Origin of the sequence: Streptomyces sp. NBC_01216 (genome assembly GCF_035994945.1) — a bacterium.
Lineage (GTDB): Bacteria > Actinomycetota > Actinomycetes > Streptomycetales > Streptomycetaceae > Streptomyces.
Map to the genome: position 1 here is coordinate 1,625,628 of NZ_CP108677.1, position 13,867 is coordinate 1,639,494.

Sequence of the window (13,867 nt, forward strand, 5' to 3'; positions counted from 1 at the left end):
TACGGCCGCAAGCGGGAGGGAACCCATGAAAATCTTCCAGCCGATGCTCTTCGTCGGCCTGGGCGGCACCGGGGGTCTGGTCGGCGCCGAGCTCGAACGCCGGCTGCGCGCCGAGTTGTGCGGTCCGGACGGTGTGGCGCTCAGCCGCCAGGGCGGCCACGCCCCCTACCAGCTGCCCGACTGCCTCCAGTTCGTGTACGCGGACTACAGCGAGTCCGATCTCCAGCGGTTGCCGCAGTTCAACGTCGACCCGTCGCTGCGGGCCGCGTACGCCCGGACCTCCCGGGTCACGCACAACCTGCTGCCGAACTTCGACAGTTCACCGGAGGTCACCAAGATGCTCCGGGCCAGCGTGCGGGAGGAGGTCGCCGACTGGCTGCCGCCGCGCGTGGACGAGCCGAAGGTGACCCCGCTGCACAGCGGCGCGGGCCAGCTGCCCACCGTGGGCCGCGCGGCGCTGTTCGCCACCCTGCGGCACAGTCTCGGCCCGGTGCTCGAACCGCTGCTCCAGGCGATCGACGCGATCGCCCGTTCGGCCGGTGAGCTGAGCGAACTCGGCGGCGGCAAGGTCAACGGCTGCGACGTGTTCGTGTCCTTCTCCGTCGCCGGAGGTACCGGTGCCGGAATCTTCCTGGACTACCTGCACCTGATCAACCATGCTTTCCAGCTGCGCCGTTTCGACGGGGTGAAGATCTATCCCCTGGTCATGATGCCCTCCTCGTTCTCCTCGTCCACGGGCGGCGGGCGGGAGGCGGACCTCAACGCGGCCCGCGCGCTGGTCGACCTGTTCCGGCTGGTGGACGGTCAGAACGCGCCGACGGAGGGCTCCGAGATCGGTGACCTGGACCACGAGTCCGGGCTCGGTGTCCGCTACCCGGGCACGCAGGCGATCCGGTTGCGGACCGGCATCCTGCCGACGGCGTTCCTGTTCAGTCCGACCGCCGGTATCCGCCAGGACGACCTGCGCCGGTCCATCGTCTCCCTGGTGATGTCGCTGATCGGCACCGAGCCGGGCGACGGCCGCTCCCGGGGCCGGATGACGGCGGCCGACGACGACTTCCAGACCTTCGCGGCCAGCTTCATCAACAGGGGCGTGCACCGCAGTGCCCTGTCCCCCACCGGCATCGGCCGGCAGGGCGTGTCCACCAGCCTGGTGGCTTCCATGACCGCCCCGATGGACCAGCTGGCCGATCTGGTGGCTGGCCGGCTGCTGCGGAAGGCGGTCACGGACCTCGTGGAGCGGCCCCGCGGCGAACTGCGGGACACGGCGGTGCCGATGGTCCGTCAGCTGTTCGCCGACTCCCACCTGGAGGAGCTGTGGGAACGCAGGCAGCTGCCGGTCACCGAGCCCGATCCGCTGCCGCGCGGCAGCCGGGCCATCGAGCACGCCCTGAACGAGCGGATCGCCGACATGCAGCGGCTGCTGTCGGACCTGCGGTCGGTGGCGGACCGTCAGGCCGCCTCGATGGCGGACCGGTTCGCCCCGCGGCCCGCCATCGACAAGCTGCTCCAGAGCGTCGACCCGTTCCTCGCCGAGCGGGTCGTCAGAGGTGTCCCGGGCAGCGACGAGCCGATCGTCCGGATGGGCTTCCTGGGCATGCTCAACAGTCGTGCGCTGGCCCCGCAGCGTCCGCCGGGCGTGACCGACCAGCCGCCCAAGAACCCGCGGATCAAGGGCCGGATGGCCGGGATGTCGCCGGCCCGCTGGGGCGACGACGACGTCCAGGCGGCCCTGCGGGAGCAGGACGCCTGGTACCAGTGGCGCAGCCGCGCGCTGTGGCACGAGGCGTGGCGGGAGCAGCAGCAGCGCTGGCAGTCGCAGGCGGACGCGGCCGGAATCGACCTCGGGCGGCTGGTGAACGCCTTCCGCAAGCACTCCGACCAGGAGCGCAAGGTGTCGCAGCAGAAGGGCCTCGAACTCTACGAGGACCGGACCGGGATCTCGTACTTGTTGCCGCCGCAGCGGACCCTCAACCACTTCTACGAGGACCTGGTCGCCCGGCTGATCCGGCGTGAGGGTCTGCGCGAGCACGACGACGAGGCCGCGCTGCTGCTCACGATGCTCGACGGGGACACCTGGCGCGCCGTCCACGCGCAGAGCCGGCGTCACCCGGACGGCGCGGTGGCCACCGTCAAGGCCCAGTTGGAGGGCCGGATCACCCGGTTGTTCGCCGAGTCCGGCGAACATCTGGAGGAGCGGCCGCTGCTGCCGGCGATGAGCACCCTGCTCTCCGCCGCCGCGGGTGACGCGGACGCCACCGACCAGGTCAGCAAGGAGGCGCTCGACCTGTTCGGCCGGAAGCTGACCGGGCTGCTGCCGGTGGGGTTCACCCCCGAGGGAACGGGTCCGCTACGGGTCCTCGTCACGTATCCGCGGGTACAGGCCGTGGAGGAGGTGCAGGAGTACCTCGGCAAGGCGCTGCGGCTGCCGTCGGACGCCAATAACTCCGTGGAGTACCGGGGGGTGGAGAGCGATTCGATCACCGTGGTGCTGTTCCGCAGCGAGATGAGCCTGACCCAGGTGCCCGAGGCCCGTAAGGTGCTGCGCCAGTGGGCTCGGGCGAAGGACTCGGAGCAGGCCCAGGACGTGCTGCGCTGGCGTCAGCGACTGGGATTCCGGGACAGCTGGATGGTGAGCAGCGAGGAGGACCGGCGCACCATCCTGCACCGGATCCTGTGCTGCGTGTGGAACGGTCAGGTGGACGTGTTCGACGGGGACCCGGCGTCGCCGGGGCGGGTGCGGCTGCGGCTGTTCCCCGAGACGGGCGAGCACGTGCCCGGTGTGCGGCTGCGGCTGGGGGACTTCCCGGGCGGGGTGTCGAGCTGGGCGGAGTTGCTGCGTTCGTACGAGCGCTGGACCGTCCTCGACGACGAGCGGACCGTCGAGGACTACTGCCGGGAGCTGATGGGGGCGCAGCCGCTGGGGCTCGCCCGCAGCGGGAGCGAACCGCATCCGCTCTTCGTGGAACTCGTCGAGAAGATCGCCCCGCTCCAACTGGACCTGCTGGAGGAGCGCCGGGCACGCGGCGGCGAGCGGGTCGAGGGCTGGGTGCGGCCGCTCTGGGAGTTCTGGGCGGAGACACTGCCGGCCGCTCTGGACATGGAGTTCGGCGACCAGCGGGCGATCCAGCCGACGCTGCGCACGCTGCTGGAGCACGTGCGCGGCGGGGCCCGGGTGCCCCACGCCCGCAAGGAGGCGGTGGAGCGACGCCGGCCCGTCGCCGATGACGACGACTGGGGCACGGCCCCGCGGTCGGCGACGAGGGGCGCCTCTCCTTCCGGTGGCCTCACGGAACACGGGGGCGACCGGGTCCCACAGGGCGAATGGGGTACGCGTGACGACCGGGGCGTACGGAACGACCGGGGCTCAATGGACGAGGGAGGTCACGGGGAGTTCGGAGGCGAGCGGGCCGGCCGGTCCGGCTGGGCGGACCATGCCGACCGGGACCCGGACGCCCGGGACACCGGGGGCGATCCGACCGACCGTGGGGCGGACCGGACGGAGCAGGAGGAGCGGACACACTGGCCCGTCCGGTCGGACCGGCCCGCCAGGTCGGGCCCGCCGGAACCGGGGAGCCGAGCCCCCTGGGAGGGCCGGGGGGGCGGCACCGGGCCGGACGGGTGGGGCGTCGGCCCGCGACGGGAACCCGGTCCGCACGACCCCGCGGACGACACCGGGCGCGGCGACGGGGCCCGGAACGGCTCCCGGGAGCGGGCCGGCGGACACGCGGACGGCGACGACGGCCGGCCGTGGGCGCCCTGGGACTCCCCCCGTGTCTCCGGTGCCGCGGACGGTGCCGGCGACGCCCGCACCCCCGAGGGCGACCGTGCCCGCCGCAACCCCTGGGACGGTGACGCGGAGTGAGTACCCCCGAGGACATCGGCGCCGTCGTCCACCTGGACCTCCGGTCCGGGGCGGCGGAGATCGGCGACGCCCCGGCGCTGCGGGCCAGGGTCGCCCGGGAGCTGGGACAGGCGGGACTGCCGGAACCCGACCACCCGCTCTTCCTGGTCGTGGACACCCCCGCCGGGCTGACCGACCATCAGCGGCAGTACGAACTGCTCGCCGCCTACCGCGCGCTGGGCGAGGTACGGCTGCTGGTGCTGCTGGTGGGCAGCGCCCCCGGCACGTACGCGGGGGCGGACGAGGCGTTCCGGGCGGACCGGCGTCTGGTGCGCCCCGCCGTGCTGCGCTCCTCCGGCACCGCCCTGCTGTGGGCGGGCGATCTGCGCTCCGCCCGGACGGCACTCGAACAGCCCGCCCCCGACGAACCTCAGGCGCTGGCCGTCCTGGTGGACCTGCTGTCGGTCCCGGACGTGTTCCTGCGGGTGCTCGACGAGGTGCGCACCCTGCCGGATGCCGTCGCCGCGCCCGGAGTGCGGCTGCTGGAGCAGGATCTGCCGCCGGAGGTCCGCGACCACGCCTGGCGCGACGCGCTCACCCGGTTCGCGGGCGAGGACGGCTCGCCCCGGCCGGATGCCCCGTCGGCCGCGTGGTCCGCCACGGACCTGCCGGAGCCGCTGCGGGGCCTGGTGGCCGGCCGGGGCGCCGGCGACCAGCCGCACCGGGAACCGGGGGGCGCCGCCGAGAGCGCGTACCGGGCGTGCGCGGAGGCCCTGGACGAAGCGGAGGACGCGCTGGCGGACCTGCGGTCCCTTCCCGGGCTGCTGAGCTCCCGCGGCAGGGAGACCCTGGAGGCGGATCTGGAACGGGCGGACCGGGCCCTGGGAGAGTACCGGGAGCTGGTCGCCACCGCGCTGCACAGCGGCGGGTCCGGTGCGTCGGCCGAGGCCGCGGAACGGCTGACGGCGCTCGGGCTGCGCGTCCCGTCGGCGGAGGGCGTGGGCGAACGGATCGGCGAGGGCCTGCGGGAGTTCGCCGGCCGGCTGCTCGGGCAGGGGCTCGCCCTGCGCGCGGTCGCCCAGCGATTCACGGCCCTCGCCGGCCGGGTGGAGCCCGTGCCGGGTTCGGCGCTGCTGCCCCGGCTCGCCGGACACTCCGCCGACGCGGTGGCCCGCCGGGCGGCGGAGCCGGGCGGCCCGGTGTCCCCGGCCACGACCGGAGTCACCGCGGTGGCGGCGCTCGCGGGGCTGCTCGGCGGGCTGTGGCAGGGCCCGTCGGCCGCCCTCGCGCTCGCCGTCCCCCTGGTGGTCCTCGGCGCGGCACTGCTCGGCGCCGCCCGGCTGCGGGACGGCGCGCGTCCAGGGCACCGGCCCGTCGGCCCCCGGATCGCGGCCTTCTTCGGCGCCGCCGCCGGAGTCGGCCTGGCGTACGCGACAGGGCCCGCGCTCTGGCTGAGCGCGGTGGGCCTGACCGCGGGGCTGGTGCTGGCGGTGGAGGCGGCGCGCCGGCGGTGGCGCACCGCGGCGGACTTCTGGGCCGCCCACCGGGGCACCGCCGTGGTGCGCGGCGCCCTGGACGGACTCGACGCCCTGCTCGCCGAGGCGGTGCGGGAGCACTGGGCCGCCGAGGAACGCCTGTACTGCGCCGACGCCGCCCGGTCCGTGGCGGGGATGCTGCGGGCGACGGCGGCCGCAGCGGACGGCGAGGCGGTGGCCGCGCCGGAACGGCGCACCGCCGGTCAGGCGACCCCCGGAGGCCCGGCCGCCGAGGACGACTGGCTGTGCAGCGCCTCGGCCCTGGAGACGGCCGCCTTCGCCATGCCCGGCGACGGCGGCGCGGACGACGACTGGGCGAGCGCCTACGCGTGGGAGGACGGGCCCGCCCGGGAACCGGTCGAGGGACGGTCCTCCGCCGCCGGCTCGGACTCGTGGGAGGGGACCGGCACGTGGCAGGACTCGCAAGGACCGTGGCGGGACCGGACCGCCGCGGTGCCGCGCTGGCTGGAGCGGGAGAGCGGTGACGGCGGGCCGGAGCTGGTCACCACGCTGGCCGGAGATCTGACGGACGCGGCGCTGGCCGCGATGGCGCCGTACTGGGGTGCCGTCGAGCGCGGGCAGGCCGGTGCGTCGGCCGGGCGGCGCACCGAGGAACGGGTCCGCGAGCTGCTCGCGACGGCCCGCCGTCACCTGCGGGTCAACGGCGTCCTGGCCCCGCCTCCGTTCGCCGCCCGGCACCGCACGCGCAGCGCCTCGGCGAAGCTGCTGGGCACCGATCCGTACCGGGTCGCCGAACTGGTCGGAGCGGAACCGGACCGGCAGACCGTGGTGCAGCTGTCGTCTCCCGAGCAGAGCACGCTGCTCAGCCGTGATCCGGCCGCGGCGGTGTGGATCAGGTTCGCTCCGGACGCCGTGCGCGGCGAGGTCGAGACGGCCTGGCGGGCGAGCGGTACCGCATGGGCTGAGGAGACCTTGTGGACCGCGTCGGGGCGGTACGCGGGCCTGATCCGGCTCACGCCGCTGCGCATGGGGGTGGTGGACACCGTCCGGCCCCGCCAGGGAGCCGAGCCGGCGGACCTCCCCGGGCCGGCGGACCCCCCCTACGTCGACCGGGCGGACGCATACGGGCGCGGGGACGGGGACCGCTGGTGACCCGCATCCCGCACCCCTGCCCACGGCCCACGCAGGCACGAAAGGACGGCGACCGCAGGTGACCCGCAGCTCCACCTCCCCCGGCACGGGGCCGGACCCCGCGCGGGGGAACACCCTCGCCTTCACCGTTCCCTCGGGACGGCGGCGCGTGGCCCCGGCACGTCTCGGCCCGGAGGGCCGTCGCGATCCCCTCCTGCCCCAGCAGATCCGCAACGGCATCCTCGACGACGAGGGCCTGCCGTTCGTCCAGGTGCGGCTGTCCGCCGCCGACGCGGCGAACCCCGCCTCCCGCGCGCTACTCGACACGGAAGCGGGCACCGCCCTGCGTCTGCACCGGGCGCTCGCCGACACGGAGTACGCCTCGCTCTTCCCGACGATCCTCGGGTACGAGCTGGACACGGCCGAGCCGTTCCTGCTGTACGCGGCGCCACGCGGTGTCCCCACCGCGCGCACCCATGTGATGTCGGCGACCGACCAGCGCGTCCTCGCCCGCGAGCTGCTGCTGGCGCTGTGCCTGCTGGACGGTCAGGGCCTGGTGCTGCGCGGCGTCTCGCCCGCCACCGTCCTCTGGGACGGCGCGTCCGTCCAGCTCTGGGGCCTGGAGAGCGCGGCCCCCGCGGGCAGGCCCAGGACCCCGTGGGGTCGGGCGCCGTACAGCTCCCCCGAGCAGCGTCGCGGCCACGGGCTGGTCGAGGCCCGCGACAGCGTGTGGAGCGCCGCGCAGGTCCTGTACCAGCTCGTCACCGGCAGGCCGGGGCCCGACGACCGGGCTCCTGGCGACCTCGCCGAGCACCGGGTCCTCGCCGAGACCCTGCGCGGTGCCTTCGCCCCGCTGGCGGCCGACCGGCCGGCACCGGCCCGGCTGCTCGACCTGCTGGCCCCGGGAGCAGCGGGTCGGGTCGCCGTCCCCGCGCCCGTCGAGGGGCCGAACCCGCAGAGGGAGGCGTTCGAGCACGCGCTGCGACTCAAACGCGAGGCCCCGCCCGCCGATCCGGGGCCGGCCGCCGAGCGGGGCGCCGGCGAGGTGCTCTGCCCGTACTGCCTGGAGACCATCCGGCTCGACCTCGGCGCGCTGTTCGTCACCGACAGCAGGATGCAGTACCAGGCGTTCGACCCGGCGGAGATCACCAACCCCCTGCGCCGCCAGGACGTCATGCGGGGGGCCGTCCAGAAGTGCGCGGGGGATCCGGACTTCCCCGACCACTTCATCCCGGTGCCCTACCTCACCTACGGCCGGCCGCTGACCGTCGCCATGGTCGGCCAGTCCTCCGCGGGCAAGAGCCATCTGCTCACCCAGATGATCGCGGAGATCACCGACGGCGGCCTGGAGCCGTACGGCCTCACCGCGCAGTCGGTGAACCCGGAGCAGCACGCGCGGTTCGTACGGGAACGGGTGCAGCCGCTGCGCAACGGACAGGTCCTCGGCCACACCGGCTCCGTGGCGGGCAGGGGCTACGCCCGCTTCGCCGAGTCCCTCCTCCTCACCGACGCCCGGGGGCGGGTCCGCCCGGTCGCCTTCTTCGACCTCGGCGGCGAGGACCTCGTCCGGACCGACTCCACCCTCCGGTTCCTCCTCGGTGTCGACGCCCTGGTCTTCGTCGTCGATCCGGCGCTGGCGCTTCCGCTGCCGCACCTGGACCACGCCCGGGAGCGATGGGGGCTGGAGGTGAACCGGGACGGGGACCTGGCCTTCGGCACCGTGCTGGACCGGCTGCCGAAGAACGGCCCGTATCTGGACGTGGCGGCGGCGATGGTGCTCGGCAAGGCCGACCTCCTGCGCTTCGAGGCACCGGTCGACCGGTGGCTGGCCGAGCCGCGGCGCGCCGCGCTCGACCCCGAGCGGATGCGGGAGGAGAGCCGGGACGTCTACGGCCTGTTGCGTCAGCACGCGGGCCAGGCGTGGCTGCGTCCCTTCGACACGGTGCGCCGCTGCACACTGCACGTCGCCTCGGCCACCGGGGGCCAGGAGGAGCACGGCCGCTATCCGACGGGGTCGAAACCGCGCCGGGTACTGGAGCCGCTGGTGTCATTGCTCGCGATGCACGGCCTGATCGACGTGCCCGGTGGTGTCGAGGCGTTGACCGTGGGGGCGGAGCCCGCCTGGGAGTCGGTGCCCCCGACGGACGCCCACGGTCCGGCGGAGACGGTCGGAGGAGGTGCGGAGTGAGCGACTTCCAGGGGTGGACGGCTCCGGGCGCCGGTCCCACCGGTCCATCCGGTGCGGTGCACCAGCTGGTGTTCCGCTGGGACGGCAACCAGGGCGGCAGGCAGGACACCGGAATGACCGCCGTCGCCCATTCCTGCGCGCCCGGACGCGCGGCGGAGCTGGGCCGCGAACTCGGGCCCCTGCTGTGGGTGTCCGGAACGGCGGCCACCCGGCCCAGCATCGTCCGTACCGTCACCCGCGACGACGCGGGACACGGTGAGGTCATCCTCGTCCGGCGCTGGCCCACCCACGACCGGGCCGGCCGGCCCAGCACCGTCAGTCATGTACTCGTGGGCGGGACGAGGACCCTGAAGACCCGTCAGTGTCTGGGCCTGGCCTACAAGGGATGGGGCACGCGGGAGTCCGCCGAACGCGCCTCCGGGCGGCTGCCCACCCTGCGGAGCGCGGAGCTCGACGACCTGGCGCGCCGAAGACTCCTTGTCATGGGGAAGCGACTGCCGACGGTGCGGGACGCGTTGGTGCAGGTGACCGCCGCATGGCTGCGTGACCCGGCGCAACGGGTGTCACTGCTGGCCGACGGGGAGGAGAAACCAGGCTGGCCTGATCCGGAGGGAACGCCCCTGGTGTACCTGGGGCTGTTCCTGCTCTTCGGTTCCTGGCTGGGTCAGGAGTGGACGTTCGCCACCCACGACACGGTGGACACCCATCCGCTGCGGCTGATGTCCGTCCCGCTCTGGGAACCGGACGCGGGCGGCGCGGGCCCGCTGGCCCGGGTCTCCGGGGACCGCCCCGCACCACGCGGAGACGTCGAACAGCGGGCGGCGGCCCTGCTGGTCGACCGTCTCCTGACCCACCCGCTGGGCGATCGCCCCGGGCTGCCGCAACTGACCGAGGAGCTCCGGGGCGCCGCGACACTGGACTGGTCGCGGCGCAGGGCCCTGCTGGAGCGTGTCCTGGACACCGAGCGGCGCTCCGCGTCCGGCGGGACCGCCCCGCACCACCCCGGGGAGCCCGGACGTGAGCCGGGGATACAGCCCGGACGGAGCCCGGAGCGTGCGACGGCCCGCGAACCCGAGCGAACGACCGGGTGGGTGGCGGAGACGGAGGACGCCGCTCGACGCGCCCAACTGTCGCTGTCCCGGCACCCGCTGGAGCGGCCTCCGGTGTCACGGCCCGCGCCGCGGGGCCGCGCACCGGAGGCGGTCCGGGGCACGGTCCCGGCTACCGGGGCACCGGGGTGGGAGCCGGCGCAGTCCCCGGACCTTCCGCCGGCCCGTCCGACGACACCCACGCAGGCCGCCTCGTCCGCCGGGGCCGGGCCGTCGCTCCACGAGGAACTGCGAACGTACCGGGGTCCCGCGAGGCAGAGCGTGCTGGCGGCCCGCCTCCGCCAGACGCCGGACGAGCACCTCCTGGAGGCCCTGCGGACCCCCGGGCTGCCGCCCTCCGCCGTGGACCTGCTGTTCGCGGAACTGCGACAAGGTCCTCGTCTCAGGGCACGTACGCTGCCGGTGCGCCACGCGCTGTGCACGGAGGTGCTCCGCAACCACCTCTCGCTCGCCGCCGGCCCACCGGACCCCGCGTCCGACTCCCGGACGGCCGGGGACGACCGGGCGGAACGGGCCGCGGAGCTGTTCACCTGGGCCGTGGCCCCCCTGGCCCGGGAGGAGCGCCATCTGCGGGACCTGCAGGAGCTGTTGCACCGGATGACCCACGACCGTCGCCCCGCCGCGAGTGCCTGGCTCCGCCGGTGCGTCACCGAACCGGAGAACGGAGTCGTCCCCGATCTCCCGCCCGTGCTCTGGCAGCAGGTGGTCCGGATGGTCGTCCGCCAGGGCGCGGCCACGGCCCAGGCCGGACCGTCGGCGGCGGTTCCCCCGGGCGGCTCCGTATCCCCCGCCCCGGTCGTTCCCTCCGCGACTGTGGTGCCTCCCGCGTTCCCGGCCGGGACGGGCAGAGACGGGCCGGCGTCGTCGCCTCCCGCCGGTCCGGAGATCCACTCCGTCGGCGGACGACTCTCCGAGCTGGCGACGCGGCCCGGCTGCGTCCTGGGGACGGGCGCGTTCGCGGTGCTCGCCCTGATCGTCACGATCGTGGTGCTGTTCGTGTGAGGGCGTGACGGCCGGCGCGGTCCTCCGTCAGTCGACCGTGACCGGCAGCACGCCGACCTGCCGGCGGCTCCTCGGCGCTCTCGATGACGGGGGGGGACATGACCGTGGATGTCACGAAGTCTCATGATCTTGTGAATGTGCTGGTCGGCCGTGACCACGAGCAGGTAGTGGGCCTTCTTCTCTTCTCCCGCGGTAGCTCTGCCTGCGGGTACGCGCGCCCCCGCCGCCTCGGCAGCACACGGCGTGGGCGGGGAGCCGGCGTCCCAAGGGTGCCCGGGGTGTCGGCAGCACCCTGAGGTCTCCCCAGGCAGGGGCTCAGCCGGAGGTGACCGGCAGCACGTCCGGCGACAGAGCCGCCGCTCGGGACGTCGCGCTGGTCATCCGCTTGCGATGGTGCCGGCGGCAGAGGACCTCGTAGCCGACGACCTCCGCGGCCCCGCCCACGTCGCCCACCACGACCTGCTCGCCCTCGACGACCATCTCGCCGCCCACCGTGCGCGCGTTGTGGGTGGCACGGGCGCCGCACCAGCACATCGCCTCGACCTGGAGCTGCTCCACGCGGTCCGCCAGCTCGATCAGCCGCTGCGAGCCGGGGAAGAGCTTGGTACGGAAGTCGGTGGTGATACCGAAGGCGAACACGTCGAGGTTCAGATCGTCGACGATCCGGGCCAGCTGGTCGATCTGCTGCGTCAACAGGAACTGGGCCTCGTCCACGATCACGTAGTCGACCTTCCCGCCCCGCGACATCAGCTCCACCACGAACCCGTAGAGATCCAGCTCCGGTGCGGCCTCCACCGCCTCCGTCACCAGGCCCAGCCGGGACGACAGCTTGCCCTCCCCCGCACGGTCATCGCGCGTGAAGATCACGCTCTGCAGGCCCCGCGCCGAACGGTTGTGCGCGATCTGGAGCGCCAAAGTCGACTTCCCGCAGTCCATCGTCCCGGAGAAGAACGCCAGCTCAGACATCAGGACGACAGGGCCTTTCGGGATGAACGACGACGGGCACGCCCCGCACGGGCGGACAGGGGAGCTCCCCGCACGGCCCCGACCTTGACACGGGCAGGGGCCGGCGGACGCCCGAGCGGACCGGTCGGGTTTCCGCCGTCCGTGGCTGCGGAGAGGAACGCCGGCTCGGGCATCGGAGGTCCGGGACCTTTCGAGTCTGGGAACAGGGAGGCCACGGGGAGCCGGCCTGGACGGGGCGGTAGGGGGCGGGAGGTGGTCAGGAACGGACTTCGAGGAGGGGCACGAACTGCTCCGCGGGCGTCATGGAGCCGTGGACGCCGACCATGGCCGACTCGTGGGGTTCGTTGACGGAGGCGGTGATCACGACGTCGTCGTGGGCGGCGGCGACGACGTCTCCGATCCGCCCGTGCACCCGCTCGTCGACGCCGTCTCCCGGACGGCCGAACCAGCCGAGCGCGACGGCCTCCTCGCGGCTCGCCACCCAGAACTGCTCGCCGAGCACCTCACGCCAGCAGGTCAGGACATCGGCCTCGGCGCCCGGGACCGCGTAGACGTGGCGGGCACGTCCCTCTCCGCCGAGCAGGGCCACGCCCGCGCGCAGCTCCCAGTCCTCGTCGAAGTCGATGCGGGACTGCTCGTCGAAGGGGATGTCGACCATGCCGTGGTCCGCCGTGACATACAGCGCGGAGCGGGGCGGCAGCTGTTCGGCGAGTCGCTGGACGAGCCGGTCGACGAACATCAGCTGGCCGCGCCAGGCGTCCGAGTCGACGCCGAACCGGTGACCGGCTCCGTCGAGTTCGCTGTAGTAGGTGTAGATCAACGAACGGTCCCCGGCGGCGAGCTGCCCGGCCGCGAAGTCCACGCGTTCCTCGCCGGAGAGCCTTCCGTGGAACGTCCCGCCGCTCAGCGCGACCTTGGTGAGCGGGGTGTCCCGGAAGGCCGGCGAGGAGACCTGGGCGGTGTGGACCCCGGCGTCGTGGGCGAGCTGGAAGACGGTCGGGTAGGGCTGCCAGACCCGCGGAGGGGTCCACGGCTTCCAGCGCAGCTGGTTCATCAGCTCCCCCGTCGCGGGGTCGCGGACGGTGTAGCCGGGCAGACCGTGCTCGCCGGGGAACCGTCCGGTGCCGACCGAGGCGAGCGAGGTCGCGGTGGTGGCGGGGAAGCCCGCGGTGATCGGCCGCCCGGTGCCGCCGCGCGAGGTGGCGAGCAGCGAGGTGAGGTAGGGCGCCTCGTCCGGATGGGCCTTGATCTGCTCCCACCCGAGTCCGTCGATCAGGAAGACGCAGTTCCGGTCGGCCGGGCCGAGGTCGGCGATGCGCGCCTCGCATCCCGGTACGCCCTGACCGGCGGCGAGCGTCGGCAACAGGTCGGCGAGCGAACCGGTGCCGTACGCGGGGACGGGCGCGGTGTCCAGGGCGAGCGGGACGGGTTCGTCCGGCCACCCGGAGGTGACGGTGGTCGGCTGCACCATCAGCGGGTCGCCGCGGTGGCTTCGGAGAGGGACTGGGCGAAGGCCAGGGTCTGGCGGACGGTGTCCGGGCCGTCGCCGGCGTCGCTGACGCGCAGGCTCAGGTCGTCGGCGGTGGTGTTCCCGGTGTACCCGTGGTCGGCGTCGCAGTTGGGGTCGCCGCAGGCGGCGGGCTCCAGGTCGATCCGCGAGACGGCGCCCCACCCGATGGTGAGGACCACCTCGCGGGGCAGCGTGCCGGGGGTGTACGACTCGGGGTTGGCGACGACGCGGGACACGACGACCGAGGAGATCCGGTCGAGCTTGACCGATTCGGTGGAGGTCGTGGCGTACGGGGTCGGGGAGCTGGTGTCGGCGTTCTGTTCGTCGGTGTGGCTGACGATGAACCGGTTGGCCGTGAGGACCAGCACGGTGACGTGGCGGCGGACCTCGTTGGAGTCGAACGTCGTCTCCTGGTGCACCAGGTACGACGCGATCGTCTCTCCACCGACGGCGGCCTCCACCGCCTCGGCCACGAGGGCCGGGTAGTAGCCGCTGCGCTCGATCGCCGCGCGCAGCCCCTGGGTCGTCGTACCGGTCTTTGCCATGGACTCCATCCTAATCCGTCGGAAGGGGCGCTCCGGGACGCTTGGGCACGCTCGCCTTCCGGGGCGTGGACCTCGG

General features: G+C 74.2%; 7 protein-coding genes. 4 read left to right on the forward strand and 3 right to left on the reverse strand.

Annotation, left to right across the window (positions count from 1 at the left end):
* The first annotated feature begins 25 nt into the window (after nucleotides 1–25).
* From OG393_RS06855 to OG393_RS06870, 4 genes are read left to right on the forward strand one after another with little or no spacing between them, the layout of a single operon-like run.
* A complete protein-coding gene (locus tag OG393_RS06855) occupies nucleotides 26–3,865 on the forward strand; it encodes a tubulin-like doman-containing protein (protein WP_327373733.1) in 3,840 nt (1,279 codons plus the stop codon).
* Nucleotides 3,862–6,492 carry a hypothetical protein gene (locus OG393_RS06860; protein ID WP_327373734.1) on the forward strand — a complete coding sequence of 877 codons (2,631 nt, stop codon included), beginning with the start codon at nucleotides 3,862–3,864 and terminating at the stop codon, nucleotides 6,490–6,492. Before OG393_RS06855 ends, OG393_RS06860 begins: the two co-directional genes overlap by 4 nt.
* 58 nt (nucleotides 6,493–6,550) lie before the next feature.
* Complete coding sequence (locus OG393_RS06865; protein ID WP_327373735.1) at nucleotides 6,551–8,659, forward strand: hypothetical protein; 2,109 nt, start codon at nucleotides 6,551–6,553, stop codon at nucleotides 8,657–8,659.
* The gene (locus OG393_RS06870; RefSeq protein WP_327373736.1) at nucleotides 8,656–10,770 is read left to right on the forward strand and encodes a hypothetical protein; all 2,115 of its coding nucleotides are present in this window, start codon (nucleotides 8,656–8,658) and stop codon (nucleotides 10,768–10,770) included. Before OG393_RS06865 ends, OG393_RS06870 begins: the two co-directional genes overlap by 4 nt.
* 315 nt (nucleotides 10,771–11,085) lie before the next feature.
* Here OG393_RS06870 and OG393_RS06875 read toward each other — a convergent pair whose 3' ends face one another.
* The 3 genes from OG393_RS06875 to OG393_RS06885 form a co-directional block, all read right to left on the reverse strand.
* Nucleotides 11,086–11,736, reverse strand: coding sequence for a thymidine kinase (locus OG393_RS06875; RefSeq protein ID WP_327373737.1), 651 nt, complete (start codon nucleotides 11,734–11,736; stop codon nucleotides 11,086–11,088).
* A 256-nt stretch (nucleotides 11,737–11,992) separates the two neighbouring features.
* Nucleotides 11,993–13,207: an alkaline phosphatase family protein gene (locus tag OG393_RS06880; RefSeq protein WP_327373738.1), complete on the reverse strand. Its 1,215-nt coding sequence runs from the start codon at nucleotides 13,205–13,207 to the stop codon at nucleotides 11,993–11,995.
* Nucleotides 13,207–13,791: a DUF5998 family protein gene (locus tag OG393_RS06885; RefSeq protein WP_327373739.1), complete on the reverse strand. Its 585-nt coding sequence runs from the start codon at nucleotides 13,789–13,791 to the stop codon at nucleotides 13,207–13,209. Before OG393_RS06885 ends, OG393_RS06880 begins: the two co-directional genes overlap by 1 nt.
* Nucleotides 13,792–13,867: the final 76 nt, after the last annotated feature.

Bases quoted from the DNA above. Each gene is read 5' to 3' on its own strand.
- OG393_RS06880 (WP_327373738.1), bottom strand. From the start codon at position 13,207: ATGGTGCAGCCGACCACCGTCACCTCCGGGTGGCCGGACGAACCCGTC.
- OG393_RS06855 (WP_327373733.1), top strand. From the start codon at position 26: ATGAAAATCTTCCAGCCGATGCTCTTCGTCGGCCTGGGCGGCACCGGG.
- OG393_RS06875 (WP_327373737.1), bottom strand. From the start codon at position 11,736: ATGTCTGAGCTGGCGTTCTTCTCCGGGACGATGGACTGCGGGAAGTCG.
- OG393_RS06885 (WP_327373739.1), bottom strand. From the start codon at position 13,791: ATGGCAAAGACCGGTACGACGACCCAGGGGCTGCGCGCGGCGATCGAG.